This is a genomic window from Metabacillus sp. KJ11-3 (genome assembly GCF_055808295.1).
This window is the reverse complement of record NZ_JBVVRS010000002.1, coordinates 71,378-91,087: the sequence shown is the minus strand read 5'-3', so window position 1 is coordinate 91,087 and position 19,710 is coordinate 71,378. Positions and strand designations below refer to the sequence as shown.

The following is a 19,710-nucleotide window of genomic DNA, read 5'->3' as shown; positions in this document are numbered from 1 at the left end:
TTTATATATATTATCCAACAAAAAAGTAACTTCTCAAAAAAGAGGACATTATAGAAATTACTATAATGTCCTTCGATTGTTCTAATATTTACGATGAAATTTCATATCTGAATAGATATTACCGTTTATTTGTATAAAGTAATTCTTATCAGCCTGTATAGTTGGAGACGTTTCCGGATGCATAGAATGAAACTCAAACATATACTCCCCATTAGGAATTTTTTCGAAGTCATCTCTCCATAATTCCGCTCTCCATATATATTTAGTTGGACTTGACGAAACAAGTGTAAAGTTTGTCGAAGGAATATCAACTTCTCCTACTTCTCCACCAAAATTAATAGATCCCCATACACGAGCTGCTGGCGTACTTGTTAATTCAATAACAAATTTCTCGCCTGCTTTAAACATGTTAATGTCTGGATCAAAACCTTGAGCAATTAGTCTGTTTTTCCATTCTTCCGTATGGGTTACAAATGCATCAAGCTTAGCTATACTAACGTTAATTGTTTTTACTACTGTATCAGTAGCACCTTCATTATCAGTTACTTTTAGTGTAACTGTATACTGTTTGCTTGTTGCAACGAACTCTGGATACTTAGTTGCTGTTGCTGTCGTGCTCCCTCCAAGTGGAACGATAGTCCATTCGTATTTAACGATTGAGCCGTCTACGTCATACGATCCATCTGGATTTAACTTAACAGTATCTCCAACTGTAGGGCTAAATGGTTCCCAAATAAACTCTGCTTCTGGTAATTTATTCGGTGATTTTGGCTTCACAAGTATGTCGTGAGCTGCCGGTACTTTAGATTTTAAATTGTCATTATCGAATACATTAAGTGTTACTTGATACTCCCCGACTCTAGAATTCGGTATTGTTGGATTCTTTGCAGTAGAGGTTGTAACTGTACCGTTAGGATGTTTAATTGACCACTCATATCTTGTTATTGTTCCATCTAAGTCATAACTATAAGAAGGATCAAAAGTAATAGTTCCACCCTCTATTGGTTGTATTGGTTCCCAAGAAAATTCTGCAAATGGCTCTTCTGGTCCTTGTACCATTTCCACTTCAACCGTACTCGTTCCCGATAAAGATTGGTGAGGGAATGGTGGATCATCATAAACTGTTTGAGTAATTCTATACTTCCCAATACCCCCAAATTGCTCTAAGTCAATTGGAGCAACACCTGTATTCCACACTTCAATAACATTACCGTCTTCATCAACTTGTTCTACTAACCAACTGTAATTTAGTAATTTATCACCATCAGGATCAGAACTTAAATCCTTATAAGTTAGTAATTTTCCTTTATTAACTGGGTTAGGAGTTAAAGTAAAGGATGAAATAGGTGGGTTGTTATCTGAGATAACTTTTATGTTCTTCTCAAACAATTCTGACGTCATCTTTACCCCTACTTTGGGAATATCATCTACAGTTAAACCAATTACATAGTCTCCTGCAGTCAACCCCATACCGCTAAAGCTTTCGGGGAAAGAGGTTAGATTCTTAAGAACTGTCTGACTACCTTGTTTACGTACAGTAATTTTATAGTTTGTAAGAGGGTCATTATTTGGATCATAACTTAAATCCTCAAAATTCAACTTCTCACTTGTTGCTACTGTACCCTGTACTTCGAATAAAGCAACAGGCGGTAGGTTTTCGTTTTTAGTACTAATTCTCTTTGTAATGGAATCACTTGCACCATCTAAGTCTGTAACAGTCAACGTGACATCATATAACTTATCAACTTGTAAATTAGAAGGTGGTTTTCCTTCATGTTTTACCCCATCTACGTAATAACTCCACTCATACTCAGCTATACCCCTATCTTCACGATTTGTTTGGAAATCGATATCATATGAAGGTGTTGAGTCTAGTGTTAACTTGAGATTATCACTTTGATCGACTGAAAAGTTAAATAATGCTGTTGGACGTCTATGGACATTCACTGTGTACTCTCTAACAATACTTTCATCAGACCATTTTCTGAAATTGTAAAATCTAGAGTCTTTAAAGTGAATCGGATCATCCATTGAACGTAATTGGATTTTATATGTTCCTACTTCAGTTAACTGCATTGGGTTGTTAATCCAAGAACCAGTTTGTACAATTGGTCCTAATGGTTGATTATCAATAACCCTTCCATTTACTTTAGTATGATCATGTTCAAACTTCCACTCGCGTTTTAATTCTGGATCGTTTTCGTGATCTTCATAAGTAACTGTGTAATCAACTTCATCGCCTAATATGATAGTTTTATTTACATCATCTTCCTTATGAGAATAGTTACTGATAAAGTAATCCTTGATATCTTGAACATGTTTTTCTGCTGCAGTACTGTCATACACTGTAAATTGACCTAATTTAGAACCATTAGACAATACCTTATCGAAGTTAACTCGATTTTGAGTATTTGCTGTGTTCCAGAGGTAAATTGATTTGTTCTTCATGTTTGTTATAACACTGTTATACTTTGTTGTGTTACCCATCCAAGACCAGTTCTGTTTATCAAAACGGAAATAATAGTTATCAGAACCTGCTCTAAATGAAGTGTTCGCAAAAGATTGGGTAAAGTCTGTCGTATCTATGAAAGGTTTCCCCGAACCACTTGTCGTAAAGCTTTGAATTTCATAAGCAGAACGAGGTACATCCATTTGGATACTGTACGTCCTCGATATTGTATTTACCCTCGAATACTTATCTGTTGAGGATGTTCTGTAGTGATCTTGTGATAAGAGTGGTTTCCCTTGTGCTGTTCTTTCAGCATCATCTGCTGTTCTATCAGCATAAGTGTGATTTACGAAAGATGAACTCCAACTAGTACAAGATATATAACCACATGATGGTAATGAATTTGTGTAAACACTCCAGTTTGGACACCAGTAAGTTCCTGTAGAAAAACTACATGTTAAATTGTACGACTCAACTGTTGTGTTATCCGTTACACTTGTAACATACCAACCCGAAGGTGGAGTGTAATAAGAACTTGAAGAAGTTACAGTGTCATAATAACTATCTGTCCAATAAGACATACCCCAGTTTGGGTAATTGATCTGATGAGTGCCATCAGGATCTGGTCTACTTTCATAAGAATTATCAATGACTACCCTTGCGTCAATCCCTTTAGTAAGAAGATCAACCTCCAAGTCACCTGCAAGAGCAGTTAACTTATTCTTTTCAGCACTATCAATATCATAATAATAGTCGTAACTTTCCCATGTTCTTGTTTCAACATAATTTGTTCTGTAATAACGTGCTTGTGAACCATAGTTTGTATGATTTTCTTGCATTGTAGCAGTATCAAGCCCACCAAAGTTTAAGTAAATATCGACTTTATTCTGAGTAGTTATTCCAAAATCTACGACAGGAGGTGCATTGTCTACAATGACCGCCTTATCCTTTTGTGGAATATTGAAATTTTCTACCTTATGATATTCATCGATACTCTGCATTGGCGCTGGGACTACAGGCTCCGTTCCATCCTTTAAATAATGTTCAGCTAGAATAAACTGAGTAATAGTTGGTTGATTAAACCCCTCTACTACTTCTAAACTAAAGCGATAATTACCGACTCGGTCAGTCTCATACTCAATGACTGACTCATTAGCATCAGATATAATCTGTTTAGGAATATCCCTTTTTGTGCCGAATAAACCATCGTTATTGCTGTCATACTCTATATACCAAATGCGTTGTGTAATAATATCATCATCTGGTGAATAAGAGCTGTCTCTTAAAGTAATCTTAGCTACCCCATTTTCATCTCGGAGCTCTTTCTTGCTATCAACTGTAAATTGAGCAATAGGTTTAAGGTCAGGTCCTACAGTAAAGGTTTTTGTTACCAATTCACTTGTCTCATCAACATTATTTGTAACGGTTACTGTTACTTCATAGTCACCGGGCTTTCTTACTAGTATCTCTCTTTTAGAGTAGTCACTAGAAACGGCTATCTTAATATCATCTGCTGTTACCCCTTCTGTTAAGGGCTTTATTGTCCATTTTGTTTTACTGTAATCAATAGGTGCAACATCAACAGGACTTTTAGAGTCAGAATTTGTTGCATCTAGTACAATTTTTCGATTTACTTTCTGAGTACCATAAATTGATAAATCAGCTGTTGGAGTTGTAGGTAAAATTGTAAAGTTTTTACTTGCACTCGATGTAGCACCTTTATCATCTGTAACAGTTAATTGTGCTACATGGTTTTCAGGCTCAGTTACCCTAGAGTACTTTACATTAAACGGACTTGACTTACCGTCTACCGTTAAAACTGACGAAGCTATAGATCCATCGGGATCATAACTCGTGTTCTTCATTTCAACTGTTTCAACCCAATAATACCTTTCTAACATTTCCAAAGATGCAATTGGAGGTTTGTTCTCAACTTCTAAAACAAACGGTGTTACATCAAGAGTTGCTTTGTCTGTTTTTCCATTGTAAGTGGCAGTTATAGTAACTTGCCCCTCATGTACCCCAATTGCTTTTCCTGAGTTATCTATAGCAGCTATTGCAGTATCACTGCTACTATAACTCGAACTGCTCGTTACATCTAAACGAGTTCCATCTGACTTAATGTACTCTACCTTATAAGATTGTTCCTTACCTACCATAACTGCACTGTATTCTGGTGTTAACTCAATTGTCCCTACCTCTTCTGGTGGGGGTGCTGTGCCTTCACCAACTACTTTCAGTAATGATCGGTCTACTAGTTTCCCCTTCATTGGATCGTTATAGGTTGCTATAATACCTGTTGTTCCTCTTTTGAGTCCTGTAGCCAAGGCTTTATTGTCAATGGTAGCTGTTTCAGTATTTGAGGAGATAATCTCCGTTTTAGTTGTTATGTCTACCTTTTGACCATTATTCATTTGCCCCCAAACAGTGAATTGTTGAGTCTCACCTACGTTTATGGTGGCTTCACTTGGTACCAGATCAATTGAAACGACACTAGGAGGTAATACTTCAAATTTCATTTGTAGGAAATAGTCAGTATTACGGTTCTCAAAACGTGCTCCTTGCCAATTGTAATATTGGAAGTCTTTATGAGTACCATTTGGCATACCCAGTGTTTTACCATAATATGTCCAATCGGAAAGTTTCATATTTGACATGTAGTCATCGTTGCCCGGTGTATACGTGTAAGCATTACATCGACCAAAATAAGTACCATCTCTTAGTTCACTCTCAGTAGGTGCTCTACCATACTTAGAATCTTCAACCGAAAACCGATTACAGTCAGCAACAGATACTGGATATGTTCTATAGCTGTGTACAGGGAAAACAATTGCTTCAACTGCAACTGAATAAGGATTTCTCGACCTTTCTGTATCCATTATTTGTTGCATTTTAGCTCTTACAGTTGATACTTTTTCCCCTGCAATAGAAACAGGATCTGTTACATACTGACCTGATTCAGTTTTCCGAAACTCTTTTTGTTTATCAGCGACTTCAGAGCGCAGCATTACTCCATCGTTCTTATAACTTGTATAAGTCCATGGATTAGGCAGGCCTTCTCTTTCAAACCATTGTGGATGCCTTGCACTGCTAGGTACGTCTCCTGCGGGATGAACTAACAATCTATTAAGGGGTACATCAGTAGCTACCCAGTTATACTTTTCATAACTATCACTACTAACCGCTTGTACAGATGGTGTGAACGAAAACAGATTAGATGGTAACGTAGAAAGGAGTATTATGAGAATCAATGAAACATTGAATAGCTTACTCCTTCTGAGCTTCCTCATTTAGAAAGCCACCACCTTAAATTTTACTAGCTTTTACTATATTCTGTTTTGCTTCTGTCATGGTTGATGTAAGTGTCTCCATCAAGATAAGCTTTTGAACCTTCTAACTTTTCTATGAAAACACGTTGACCTTTTTTCAAGGTGTATTCTACCTTCCCATTTGTGTTATATACAGAAACATTAGCTTTAGCAATAATTTCACCAACAAAGTACTTAGTCTTATCGCTCTTGATTACATAATAGCCACCACCAACATCATACTTTCCGTTATCATAATCAAATACTCTCACTGCTTCTCCTGAAGTTAGATATCTATGAATTTGACCATTTGGATTGTACATTGGTACAGACTTGTTAACTTGTAATCTCCCAATAAAGTGATCCATTAAAGCATCGTTTCTTGGTACATAATAATCTCCACCGACATTATAAAGGTTGCCCTCTACGCTATAAACTCGATAGAAACCGCCTTTTTTAAGCATCTTAGTAGCAGTGTATGAACCGTTACTTTCCTTCTTAAGCATTGGAATATCCTGTTTTGCTATTAACCTAGCAATTGGTTCACGATAAGGCTTTGTGTTTTTGGGGATAACAATACTTTTTCCCTCAATGCTCTTAGATTGAGCTGGAGTGTAACTGTTAATAACTTTTGTGTAGTCTTCTACAGGTAAGCTTAAATAATTTACCCCTTCATAGAATCTAACTTCCATGTTGTAAAAACCTTCTCTAGCTTGATTGTGTGCACTTATATAGTAATTACCCGTTGGTTTATTATTTGTATAAATACTAAACCTTAAGTGAAAATCTGAAAAATTCTTCTCATTTACACGATCATACCTTTTTACATATGATTGATTATACTTATACGGGTTTTCACTTTTTGGGTCGAATTGATCTGCAATGTTGTAATAGTAAGAGTTCCCTGTTTCAAATACCTCTTTGAAATAAGGCTCCGAGTTTTGATTAGTACCCCTTTTGAATATCCCAACTAATGTGCCATCGACCTTAGAAGTTTTATAAAGGTTTGTACCTTTACCACCCCAAAATACAGGTCCTCCAGTTGGTAAATCATATTCACTATTTTGAATTGTCGTTACCTTTGATGGATTAACCGCTGCGGCTTTAGCACTAATTGCATTTGGCATAAGTAAAGCACCTGCCACTGCTAGTCCTAAAATAGGTTTAATAACAGATTTCTTATTCATTTTTTATCCTTCCTCCTTCTTATTTACTACTTATATTATCAACTATTTAGGATTTTCAGGCAAAAAATGAGATAGATTTCAATATAATCATAGTATATTATACCTAAAGATGATGATTCATTTTTTATACTCTTGTACCACTACTTGATAAACTTCCTTAGTACCTTTATATACTTTTGTTTTCACAACATAAATAACAGAAGGACCAAAGATTGCTTGATCAAACGTTAACCCTTTCGTTATATCTTCATACTCATAAACAAATGGGAAAGTTACCTTTATTCCAGTATTTATATCTATAAAATCATCATCGATGTATATCTTATCAACTACTTCAATTGGCTGCTCATACAGTATTGTATCTTTAGGTTGAAGACTAAAGTCGACAGGTAAATTACGTTGCATGGTCTCAATAAATACACTTTCCGCTTTTATTTCATCGAAAAGGATTAGATCTTCCGTTAAACCACTTTTATCAATTTGGAGAGCTGCATCATGAACAGCATGTTTTAGTGCATAATTCAATTGATCATATGCTAACTTCTGTATTTCTGTTTGAGTCATGTAAGAGAGAATATAAAACGAAAGGACTCCTACTGATAATGTATAGATGAAGTATTTCATGAAAGCTACCCTCCATAATGATCTTGCTAGTTTACGTATTCACTCAATCTTGAAGCTGAGCGTATGTGAAAGATCTCTTCTTCTTCTCCAAGTGATAAAAGACTTTCTGCAAATAGAAAGAAGTATTTATTTGGTACTTTTAATTTCCCACTTATGTAATTTCCTCGATAAGTCAGATCGGTAGTTACTTCGAGTTCTATTTCAGAATCATCATAACCAACGCGCTTCATTTCATCTTTTACTTCTTGAATAATATCATCTGTAAATCGCCCTTCAATTGCAGCTTTCTCCGTTGCTCGTTGAATGACGATTTGCGCTTTATCTCCCCTTGCTTGTTCTGCATCATGCAGCATAGGCTGAACAAGGAAGAAGACGAGTAGCGGAAATAACAATAGAAAGGCGATTACATCTTTCAAAGGTTATCACTCCCTTTATTTCTAATAGGTTATGGTGTACTTGGAGTAGTTGGTGAACCTAACCCAGCACTATCCATTGAATCTTGTGCATCTTGTAACATTGTTTGTGTTTTGTCCTTAATATTTCCTGAATCCTCTTTGAAACCGCCATCTGCAAATACGAATGTAATGATCAAACCTACAACAAAAAATGTTAATAAAGCCATTGCTATTAAATCTTTCATTATTTTTTCCTCCAATTTCTATAATTAATTTTAAATTTGAAAATATGAGATTTTATTCTCCTTAACGCTATTTTCCTAACCACCACCTTTAAGGTAAACTAAACTATAAATTATTCATTTGTTGCATAATATCTTTATATTGTAAGAATTGAGCCATAAATGGATTGGCAAAAATACTTAATGCACAAGCATAGATAACAAAATAGATAATATTTTCTCTATCTTTTAAATAATCTTTGAACGCATTTTTATTGGCATTAGCAAATTCGTCTCGTTTCTGCTCTAATAACTCATATATTCTTGTTGGACTAGTGTTTTCGACACCTTGCATAATTAATGCAAGCATATGTGCCTCTTGCGTTCCAACATCTTTAGCAAAAGCATTCCAGGCATCCTCGGAACCATTTACACCGTTCCACCTTGATATTGCTAATTCAATAGAAGGCTGAATGATTTTGAAGTATTTCCTATAGGAATACAACATGTTGTAGTTGTTCCCTATATTTTGATTCGTTTTATAGTCAGCTTTCAGTTGTAAATACAAAGAATACACTTCTTGGTTAGTCGCACGATAATGTCTCTTTCTTAACAAATTAAGTACAAACTCTATTGGAAAGTATTTTCTCGGAGAGGCTACTAATACGACCAAAATGGTAACAATTGCAGTTTGTTTATTTAGGATTTCAAGTCCTGTATATCTTGTTAATAGATTTAATATCATTACTCCAAAAACAATAATTAAACGAGTTAAGTTGTAATTAAAGCTTGTAATAAAGGGTAAACCCGCTTGTTTAAATAGTTCATCTGCTTTTGGATTTACTATTAACCTTTCAATCAAAGGAAGTAATTTTTTCGTTACTCTATATTTCATATAAATTCTTAACTTGTATCTTATCGCTCTTTCATCTTGTTCAGATTTTATGAAACAGAGATATGAAAGCAACAGCAACATTGCTAGTAAACTAAAATGAAAGATCCTTTGAGAATCAACTGTATTGATAATTGAGGAAAACCATTCCACGATTTAACTCCTTTCTCATAATCTTTTTTTAGGTTTTTCAAGGAGTACCGCCATAATAAATCCGACAAAGGCTAATATAATTGAAAAAGTAAGGACCTTTATTCCGACTGGATCTGAAAAATGATAAACATACGCGTTTTGTTCCATAAAGAACTGAGCATTTATCACAATTAGAGTTGGAATAAAAAATATTGTTAATTTTCCTAGTTGAGCAATTTCGCGTCCGCTTGATTCAGCTTCAGAAGTACTTTTAAGGAATTCTGTTATATCGGCTGAAATATCTTCTAAAATTGATTCAACATCTGTCCCTTCTTCTATTGCTTTCAATATAGTCATAGATAGGTTTTGCCCCCACTCTCCAATTTGGTAAGCAAATACTTCAGCAACTTGATCTCTATCCATCGTTCTGTTTTCCATGCGAATAAAAAGCATTCCGAAAATCAATTTTGTATCTCCATCTAGTCTTTTCGTTAGTTCTTTTAAAGCAAACATCATATTTTTCGAATTTCTTTGGTACTCCTGTAACAACATAATCGTTGTGTTAGATAAATCAGCTTGTGAGTGCGATCTCATTCTAACTACTCTTACATAGAGAAATGCAGCTGGACTTATATAAATAAAGATAATTGATGTTACAAGTGCATAAAGAAAAGCATGTGTTGTGATTGATAAAAGAAACAACAGAACCAAAAAGGATATTAATTGGATTCTAGCTATACGTGTAAACAACATAGGTGAATATGACTTATTCGTCGCTTGAAGCAGTCGATCAAACCATCTAAAAAATAGGGTATTTCTTATACGAGTCTCATAATTTTTCAGTTGATTCTCTCTCTTCAACTTCAATCGGTTTTTGACCACGTTGTACTTAAAACCAAAAGAATAAACAAAAAAATTAAACCAGCCAGTCCTATCAGATATCCAATTGCTCTTATAGTTGCACTTAATAAGTCTAGTAACATTAGAGAGCACTTCCTTGTAAACCAACTGCCATTTGTTCTGATTTTCTCATTGGATACTTAGTTGATAGATTAGAAAGTAGGGATTGAAACTCGTTATAACTATTTAAATCTCGAATTTTCATAATACGTTCAATTCTTTGAGGAATGTCATTGTTGTATTCCCAAGTATCTTTTTCATAGTCATAATGAATAATCTTATAGATTGATACCTGTAGGTTATGGGGATTCACATCATAGAATTGAACTCCGGTTATTCTTTTTTTGTTTTATCAACTTCATCCATAGTGATAGAAAAATGAAGATTTTCCGCAAACCTTATATATTCGTCACGATAACTTAAGCCAGTTCCAGAATGGTGTTGAATATTAAGGCGAGCCAATGTACCAGGAATATTCACTGGATCAAGGTTATGAAACGTACCCATAAGTTTTTTTATTCCTCGCTCACCGGCACTACCGTAAATCTCCGTTTCTGCCTTACGTACCTCTTGAACGATAATTTGTTCAATATCGTGCCTTAACAATGCAGGAAAGACTTTCTTTTCTAAATCTGCCCCTTCTCCCCTCACATGTATAAAAGGTGTGTTAGGGAAGATTTCTCTTATATAGAACTCATAATTTGATTCAACAAAGGCAGTATGCAAATGTTGCGTTTCCGCTAACATTGTCATTAAGAACGTTGATTTACCAACTGCTGGTGGCCCAGCCACGATAGAATTTAACGATAGTTTAGATAGGAACTTGAAAAGACCGATTGATTCACTTGGTATAGTATGTAATTTCGATTGTTCTTCAAATGAATGTATGGATACTACTTGTCTTCTTAATGTAATGATTGGTTCATAACTTCGTTCAGGTATCATAATACTTATACGAATACCGTCTAATGAAATAGTTTCTAATTCAGTATGTTGTTGAGGATCTAATTTATTCTTTTTATCCAAATGTTTAAGGCGTTGACAAATAGCATATACCTCATCGAGATTTTTGAAAGAAAAAGATTGACGTACATATTCACCATTCTGCATATACCAAATATCCTTACCAATTACTTTCGCTGCAGGTGATTGGATTTTCTCCCACCATGTCGATAAAGGTCCTAATCCAAATTCTTGGTGGAAGATTGCATTCTCTAGATTGCTGTAATAATTAGGGAATTGGATTTCCGTATATGAGTTAAAATTGATGAAATCCCTTATCATACCTTTAATCATCTTGATTGAAGCGGGATCTCCAATTAATGCTCTATGATAAATTTCAACATAATCTTCTTTACTATTGTTTTTAATCTTCAATTCGATTTGCTTTTCGACTTCATCTTTAGCAACTTTACTAATGTAAAAGAAATCTTTATTTTTGGATAAAGTCAGTGAACCCGTCTTCTCTTTCAAAAGATAATCTTCCGCTGAAAAGGCTTGTTCTTTACGTAATCCTTTCAGAAGATCTTGTTCTCCCTTAAATAATATTTGAGTCAAAGCGTTCACCTCCTTAGAATATTCCAAATAATTTCTTCTTTTTATTATGAGAAGGAGCCTCTTTTTCTTTTGCAATGCCCTTTGCTATACCGGCTGAAGCTTTGATATAAGATTTATCGAATCCACTATGTAAAAAGTGATCCTCGATCTCAATATCCTCCGCACCAGGTACAAATGGTAATTGTCCATATAGTGGAACGTTTAGTTCACTAGATAATTGTTTCGGTGTTAGTGTAGATTGAGACACATATTTATTAACGATAAGAAGAAAGTCTTCGGGTTTATATGATAGACCGCTTAGTATCAGCTCATTCCATACATTAAAGTTTTGAGCTGAGTGTATTTGTTGAGTAGTTACTAGGATTTTTGAGTCGCTATACTTTAAACCAGCTAGAGCGCCCGCAGTATCCGGAAATGATCCTAAATCTAAAATGACATAGTCAAATGCACTTTTCGCTGTATCTATAAGAAGCTTAATCGGATGGATTTCATAACTGTGTCTAGTAAGATAATTTTTATTACCAACTAAATAGTGAATTCCATCAACGCTGACCATGTATTCCATTAACTTTTCTTCTGTGATTAATGCGCTGGCAAGAGTAGGATAGATGGTATCTAAGCTATAATCTGTACCTTTCCCAATCAAATGACCTGCGTTATAAAAATTCAACCCAATTACACATGCTTTACGATTTGTTTCAAAAAATGATTTTGCTAAACTAAACGCTGTTTGAGTAACTCCTACTTGTGGGTGTGTACCTAATACAGCAATGACATTCTTGTAATCTGAGATTTCAATATCTAGAAAAACCTCTTGGGCAAATTTGACGATCCCTTCTTGCCCCAATGTGATATCGTATATATCAATATCTTGAGAAATCGCAACTCTTCTAATATTTGAAGGTGTATCTTCTGTTACAAACATGACCAGTTTTTCTTCTCTTTTTTCAGCTCGTATGGCGAGTATTTCATCAATAGTAAAACTATCGTCATCAAATACTAGTCCGTCATACTTTAATTTAAGAGCATCATCAACACTAATAATTTCCACTGAATTACTGAATTCAGAGTAGGTTTCGATCTTGGCTTTTAAAAAGTTATATTTGGTTGCAAATCCAATCTTCATTTTTCACACTCCTACCTTCTTAGTAACTAATGATTAATCCATATCCACTCTCAACGGCCTTTTTTAATTCATTAAATTCTTCATCTGTTAAACCTAATTCAATTCTTGAAGGATTATTAATAGCATCTAGGCGATTAGAAGCTTCTCCAACACCTGTTACTTCCACATTATTTGAACTTTTCAAGTAAGCTACTACTTTCTTTTCAAGTAACGGTTTTTCTGTACTAAAAGTCTGTGTTAGGGGTTCTTTTGCAACTCTAGTCAACCAAATGTCAACTTCATCTAGGCGTCTTAAACTTCCTGGAACTGATACTAACCAAGAGCTAGGAATTGAGAAATATCGCTCATTCTCTTCAGATCGCAACTTGGAACTCATTACTTTCTTTTTTGTAAAAGGATCATTTGCAGAAATATCATGGGCAGCTCTTTTTCCAATTACATCTTTTGAAGCTAATAATGTATCTTCTGTTACTAATTCTCTAGGGTAGTCACTCAAATAAGTATTTTCTTCAGTTAACAATTCATAGGATTCAATATTATTAGTCGCCACCACTACTTTTGTCGTTGAAAGTTTTCCATGAAGATAAGTTTCATAGACAAAGATATAGCCAACAAAGATAAAGATGAATAATATTCCCAATAATCTAAACAACCATTTCTTTTTCATAAATGCCTCCTAAATCCAAACAATTTGGTACAAAGCTTTTTTTGTTTTTGTAGGTATATTTAACTTGTATTGTTATCCTAGATTTCTTTCAAACCCTTCCCCCTTTGAATAAATAACGGGTAATCAAAAAAAAGCACCTAAATACATAGAATCTATGCATTTAGGTGCTTCCTAAATATATAATATATAATTTAATTGTGGTGTTTCTTTCATATGTAAAAGTACTATATTTCAATTTCAATTATATATTATCACTTCTTTAGTAGAGCGTCAACTGAAACGGACTATTTCTCTAGAACTTTATAACTATAATTTGTACACATATAAATACGAGGATTATTTAATATATATCTATTGTATGATTAAGATAAATACAAAAACTTACTTTTACCTCTCTGAAAAATGAAGTTTGCCATTATAAGTTATACTCTATATTTGCCCAGTAACCCTATTTTTTCCGCTTACCTTTGACTCATACATATATTTATCTGCTAGCTTGATAACCTCAGTATAAGGAAGTCCACCATTGTTAGTTGCAAATCCAACAGAGAGTGTTACTATTGTGTGACTTTCAACTCTTGCTCTTACTTCTTCGGCAAGCCTTTCTAAATCTACTTTAGAATCATTAATTAAAAGAACTATCTCTTCACCTCCATATCTACCTGCAAGACCTTTTCCTTTAACAAGCTCCTGAACAATTATAGAGACTTCTTTTAATACCTTATCCCCTATATGATGTCCCTGAGTATCATTTAATGCTTTAAAATTATCAATATCGCAGAAAACCACACCTATATATCCTTGCTTTGCTTTTTGCTCCACTTGTTTAGTATAATATCTCCGATTATACAGTCCTGTTAATCCATCGATTACAGAGGTATAAGAAGCCGCATGCATTAAGTCTACTATTCTTTCAAAAAACATTATGAATTGAATAATAAAAGTTAAAGCAAGGAAAGATGAGAATAAGAATCGTAGCATAAACAGACCTAATACAACAGAAGTAACCCCACATAAACCAGTTAAAATTGTAAGTAGGATAGATACTATATAATGGTTTCTTTTTAATATATCATTTGAGAGCTTTACATAAGATACAATTGAGGAGCCCGTCAAAAGTAAAAACGGTATTACTGCTAATATGCGTAATGAAGTACTTCCTGTTATCAGAACTAGGATTAAAGGAATAAGGAAAAAGAGTAAGTTCTTTTTATTCCTTTGAGAATAAAGGTAATATATCGTACCTTGAACAAGAATAAGTGATCCTATAATTAAAGGTATAGCTGGAGAGAACATAGATATTTCTTCATTTATACTTTTGAATGAGACAATCCAAAAAGGTAACATTGAAACAAAGAACGAAAGAGCACTAATTAAATAACTGTTCTTCTTTGTTCTTAGATAAAGAATAATTGCCATAATAGTCATTATGAATAGGAAAATCATAATAAATGAAAGTGGTAAGAGATATAATTGTTGAGAAAACATATTTTCACCTTCTTAATATAATGATAGCCTCAGTATAGAGATACTGAGGCCATTTAATTTAAAGCAAATTAGCATATTGGCAAACTAATTCTTTAATAGTATTACTTGATTAAACTAATGCGTCACGCTTGATTGGAAGTCATCGTACGAGCTTAAATCTCCATGGTAAAAAACTACATCCCCATCAAGTAAGGAGAAACTATTACCATATGGATCAACCCTAGAATTTTTATATCCTTCTATCTTCCATTGATTTGCTAATGGTGCATGAATATATTGTAAGTAAGGATTCTCTGTATCCTGATTCTTAATCGTTTCAAGATTAAAGTTCACCACAATATATCCATCCTTTAAGAAGACAGATGATTTATCTGTTAAAGGCTCCATACGTCCAACTTCTGCTAAATTCGTTCCCTTCGGTACTGTATAAACTGCAGCTGGCAGACTGTACTCTCCATACCATTGATGGATTGATGCTACTGCTCGTTGTTGATCTACACTAGCATTCGGAGGGATTGAGCTTGGCCCAATGTGAGTTTTTAGTTTGGAAGGCAAGATCATCCATGAATATTGCCCTACATATGTTTTATCCTTTGCATCATTTAGATACTCCTGGATATAACGATTTTTTATTGTAGTTGTAATATTTGAATAGTGGTCAAATGCATAATCAGCAGCGGCCTCTATTTCTGATTCTGGAACATTTCGTAATCGTTCTACTAGTTTCACATGACGTCTTTCTTCGTCCTGAGCACTACCGATCTTAACAAAGCTTTGATTTTCATTTTTATAATATAAATCTACTTCTCTTCGATTCGATCCATCTTTATTAACAAAATAGAATGTTGGAGTGATACGAATACCGTCTCCTTGATTGAACATATTCCCTTTTGTTTTGAGATCGAATTTAAAGTGATAACCAGTTTTTATACTTGTATTTTTATAGTCTGGGTGACTTCCAGGCATGATTGGTAGATAAAAAGGTGAATTATTCCCCCTTAATGCACCATCAATTCCTTTGTCTTGAACCCAATAATAATTACCGGTATGACGATAATTATTCGGACTTACACGAAATACATTTTCCCAATTGTAATCAGCTATATCCGTTATTCTGAAATCATAGAGCCTACCAATAACATCGATAGGAATTACATCAGTCGCAACATGGTTTGCTAGATTTAAGTTAGCATTTTGTTCTGTAGTAAATCCCGTTGATGGAGAGTTTACTGCAAATGATCTGAACAGAACATCATAACTACCTTCATCTACCCAAACAGGTGTATAAAATGCAGATGATAGATCATCTACTGGAATATCAACCCACGTATTAGCCGGTACGAAAGTTCCTTGAGTTCCTCCATTATAATGGTATACATCAAATGGAAAGCGGACTTGCTTTCGACTAATATATTTCGCGTAGTCTCGGTTTCCATACCCTTGAATATTCAAATGCTGACCACTTGTTGGCATCATAATGGTAAATGGACGATCGAGAATAACAGCTTTCCTTACAGGATCGGGTTTTGTTCTTTGGTTATGCCCTGAATCATTAGAAACATTCGCATAAATAACAGTTGGTGTATGAACAGTTACCGTATTTATCCCGTTTATTGGATAAGTTTTAGCAGACCCACCTTTTATCCCTTTAATAAGGTTATAGTTAATGTTTCCACTACTCGGTGTATCAGCTTTATTTAAAAGGGAATTGCTAATCACCATTCCTGATCGATAAAACACATTTTGGTTTGTCATTGGTGATTCAGGAATAGTTGATGGTGTTGGTGCTGTTTCCTCAACTTTTGTATCATCCATGATTACTGAACCATTAAAGAGGACAGAATCATTTTTAACTTTGTTCTTCGTAACTGCACCTTCTGCATTGGTTTGCCAATTTTCATTTGGTACAGCTGGTCTAGATGTTCCACCATTTATATTTTGACTACCTAAATTTACGTTTTCGCACTCAGCCGGAAATACGTGTTCTTCAACGTCATCATCATTTGAAGCTGAGACAGATGGTGGTGAATAGCCATTTGGTGACATAGTAATGCTACCATTAGGTAAAGCATAGTTAGACATCGTTGCTGATTCAAGACCATTAACTTCTAAGTTATCAATCTGCCAATAATAGTATGGTCTTTTAACTTGATAGGTTTTCTCAACAACAGTTTGATCACTATGAGGAGTATAATAGTAGGTTCCATCAGGTCTGTTTACTCTAGTACTCCAAGTTAAATTGTAAGTCTTTTTCACTTTAACCGTATACGTCACATCACCAGACATTTGAGTGAAGGTATTTTTAAACAAATACTCTTTAGCAAATGCGTTAGCATATAGGGATTCGCTTGTTGGAATACCGTCAAGAACGTTAAATTTTTCATTCCCACGCGTATCAGCTTTTATAAATCCGGATGTGTTAGCATCCATCTTATCAGCTTGTTGCTGAGCACCTGCACTTGGTGGCGAGATGACACGAGGGCACATTTCTCCTACTTCACCTTCTTCTTCACCAGCTCTTTTAACCAGGTAAACTTGAATTTTATAAGAAGATTTGCTATTCGTTAACTCTTTTTCACTAACCATTGCATGCCAGTTAGCATAAGGGTATTCACAAGTAGGATCACTTGGGCATGATGCGGTCGGTAGCCCCCACGTAACACGAGAAAATGACCAATCCCAATATTGCATATCTCTCATGTATTCGTCATTTTCTGGTGTGTAATACATAGGGTGTGCTCTACCATAATAATTACCTTCTCTAATATCTGTTATAAATGATTTTCTTGACTCATCATTTGTATCCCCAGCCCACTTGATCCAAAAGTTAGGTGAATTTAACCATCTTGATCGTCCAGTTGAATCTTCGTTATATACCATATCATAGTTGCCAAAACGAGTGCCTCCCGGGTAATCGGCATGTTCATATACCTTGTGTGTTGGTAAGTATGTTTTCCATGGTAAAGCCGCGTCCGCTCCTGTTGGCCATACATATGGTTGGTTCCTTTCAGGGATGTTAGACCATTGTTTATCAATATTGGATATATCACTTATAGAGTTTTCATAGTTGTTCCTAGATTGTTTTAACAGTGCATCGGCAATCGAAATTGGATAGGACCGTTCCGTATGTATTGGGTATACCATTACTTCTTTAGCGTAATAATCAGGATTTGCACGTAAAATATTTCGAAGTGATATATCAATACTACTTTGAAGATCACCATTCCAAGTTAGAGATTCCATAGGTGTAATAAAAGAATTTGATGTATCAATAGTTTGGCTTCTCCACTCCCAGACATATCTCCATACTTCATCCCTTAGCGCAAATTCACTATTAGCAAGTCGTTCCCAATCATTGGATGATGCATTATAGTGTTTATAACTTGCTGGAACTCTCCCATTTGGATTGTCAGGTGATTTTAAATCTAAGTAATATATAGGTGTGTTTCCGTCCATCCTAACCTTTGGCGGAGGTGAATTTATAAAAGTGTATGCTGAAGCAGGAGGAATATAAGGAAGATATGTTCCTCCTACAATTAAAGCAATTAAAAGAATTCGAACTATTTTTCTCATTCATTGCTCACAATCCTATCTGTCAAATTCCACATTGAAATTTGGAATAACATAATAACCAGCTCCTACTTGATAACGTCCTTTATCTGTTGAATAAACACGTGCTGTTTGTTTTGGTACGAATTTTTTGAATAACTTTCCATTTGGATTGTATACATACATATATCTGTCTTTACTATAAACATGACCTACATAGTAAAGTGTATCTTTGCTTTTCTTGACATAATATCCTCCACCAACTTGATAACGGTCACTTTGTACCTCATACACACGTAAACCTTCATTTTGAGTTAATTTACGATGTACTTGTCCTTTAGAGTTGTAAAGTACCATGTCCTTCCCTTTAATCAAAACTCGACCAATATGAGAAACCTTCGTAGGAGGAATACCATTATTATCTGCTCTTTCAAGGTAATCAGTTCTTTCAGTTTTCGTTAGTCCTGTTAGATTTTGATTAGGATAAAACTTAGCTTCAAAGAAAAATGCACTAGGATCTCCCATTCCAGGTCCGCCTAAATAATAGTTTTTGTCACTTTTCGGATTATCAATATAGAAAACTGTTCGTATAGTAAAATCCTTAGCAGAATTACGATTTAAAAACTCGATTTTTTGATGGTTCTGATCTGAAATTGCTTGTTTAGCGGATTCGTTTCTCCCATCAAACATGTATGGTTGAGCATATAAATCAGCAGGGAATGAGCCTTCCATTGTTTTTTTATCCCTGTACATTTCCATTGCATGATATTTATTTTTCTTAATATCAATTACTAGTGTTCCCTTTTCTGATCTTTGAGTGGTGAACTGAATACTATCTTGTGCATTCTTATATGTAATACCTCCTGAGATTTTATCTCCAGTTATCCATTTCATACCTACCGCCTGGGGTTGAACAATTGATACTGAAGCAGCTTCAACTGTAGCAGTAGGTAAGCCAAGCGGAGTAGTTGCAAATCCTCCTAACATCATTGTTCCAATTGCTGTTGTTACTGCTAGTTTTTTAATACTTACTTTCATTTTTCTTTCTCCTTTCGTTTAAAAACGATGATTTTTAGGTTATCTTCACTTTCAACATCCAACATTTCAATTTAGCTCTTTAGATACTGCAACCGAAAATTGGAGTTTATTAGAACCAAGACTCTAGTACTATTCCTTCTAATTTATAACTATATTATAGGTAACTAGAACCAGAAT

Annotated in this window: 14 protein-coding genes; all 14 read right to left on the bottom strand. The window is 34.7% G+C overall.

What is annotated here, in order from left to right:
• Nucleotides 1-81 precede the first annotated feature (81 nt).
• Nucleotides 82-5,739: a PKD domain-containing protein gene (locus AC0L8O_RS25930; RefSeq protein WP_473449409.1), complete on the bottom strand. Its 5,658-nt coding sequence runs from the start codon at nt 5,737-5,739 to the stop codon at nt 82-84.
• A gap of 26 nt (nt 5,740-5,765) precedes the next feature.
• On the bottom strand, nt 5,766-6,944 hold the full coding sequence (locus AC0L8O_RS25925; protein ID WP_473449406.1) for a hypothetical protein: 1,179 nt from the start codon (nt 6,942-6,944) through the stop codon (nt 5,766-5,768).
• Between the two features lie 117 nt (nt 6,945-7,061).
• Nucleotides 7,062-7,568, bottom strand: a complete 507-nt coding sequence (locus AC0L8O_RS25920) for a hypothetical protein (RefSeq protein ID WP_473449403.1) — start codon at nt 7,566-7,568, stop codon at nt 7,062-7,064.
• Between the two features lie 26 nt (nt 7,569-7,594).
• Nucleotides 7,595-7,984: a hypothetical protein gene (locus AC0L8O_RS25915; protein WP_473449400.1), complete on the bottom strand. Its 390-nt coding sequence runs from the start codon at nt 7,982-7,984 to the stop codon at nt 7,595-7,597.
• Nucleotides 7,985-8,013: 29 nt separating this feature from the next.
• Complete coding sequence (locus tag AC0L8O_RS25910; protein WP_473449398.1) at nt 8,014-8,208, bottom strand: hypothetical protein; 195 nt, start codon at nt 8,206-8,208, stop codon at nt 8,014-8,016.
• 103 nt (nt 8,209-8,311) lie between these two features.
• Complete coding sequence (locus AC0L8O_RS25905) at nt 8,312-9,229, bottom strand: hypothetical protein (protein ID WP_473449395.1); 918 nt, start codon at nt 9,227-9,229, stop codon at nt 8,312-8,314.
• A gap of 15 nt (nt 9,230-9,244) precedes the next feature.
• Nucleotides 9,245-10,075, bottom strand: a complete 831-nt coding sequence (locus AC0L8O_RS25900; RefSeq protein WP_473449392.1) for a hypothetical protein — start codon at nt 10,073-10,075, stop codon at nt 9,245-9,247.
• Nucleotides 10,076-10,190: 115 nt separating this feature from the next.
• The gene (locus AC0L8O_RS25895; protein ID WP_473449389.1) at nt 10,191-10,421 is read right to left on the bottom strand and encodes a hypothetical protein; all 231 of its coding nucleotides are present in this window, start codon (nt 10,419-10,421) and stop codon (nt 10,191-10,193) included.
• 20 nt (nt 10,422-10,441) lie between these two features.
• Nucleotides 10,442-11,665 carry a P-loop NTPase family protein gene (locus AC0L8O_RS25890; RefSeq protein ID WP_473449386.1) on the bottom strand — a complete coding sequence of 408 codons (1,224 nt, stop codon included), beginning with the start codon at nt 11,663-11,665 and terminating at the stop codon, nt 10,442-10,444.
• Nucleotides 11,666-11,678: 13 nt separating this feature from the next.
• Nucleotides 11,679-12,791 (bottom strand): CpaE/TadZ family protein, encoded by a 1,113-nt coding sequence (locus tag AC0L8O_RS25885; protein ID WP_473449384.1) that lies wholly within the window; start codon nt 12,789-12,791, stop codon nt 11,679-11,681.
• A 19-nt stretch (nt 12,792-12,810) separates the two neighbouring features.
• A complete protein-coding gene (gene cpaB / locus AC0L8O_RS25880; RefSeq protein ID WP_473449381.1) occupies nt 12,811-13,458 on the bottom strand; it encodes a Flp pilus assembly protein CpaB in 648 nt (215 codons plus the stop codon).
• A gap of 429 nt (nt 13,459-13,887) precedes the next feature.
• Nucleotides 13,888-14,946, bottom strand: coding sequence for a GGDEF domain-containing protein (locus AC0L8O_RS25875; RefSeq protein WP_473449378.1), 1,059 nt, complete (start codon nt 14,944-14,946; stop codon nt 13,888-13,890).
• A 114-nt stretch (nt 14,947-15,060) separates the two neighbouring features.
• On the bottom strand, nt 15,061-18,519 hold the full coding sequence (locus AC0L8O_RS25870) for a DUF5704 domain-containing protein (RefSeq protein ID WP_473449375.1): 3,459 nt from the start codon (nt 18,517-18,519) through the stop codon (nt 15,061-15,063).
• A 15-nt stretch (nt 18,520-18,534) separates the two neighbouring features.
• Nucleotides 18,535-19,533, bottom strand: coding sequence for a hypothetical protein (locus tag AC0L8O_RS25865; RefSeq protein WP_473449372.1), 999 nt, complete (start codon nt 19,531-19,533; stop codon nt 18,535-18,537).
• Nucleotides 19,534-19,710 lie beyond the last annotated feature (177 nt).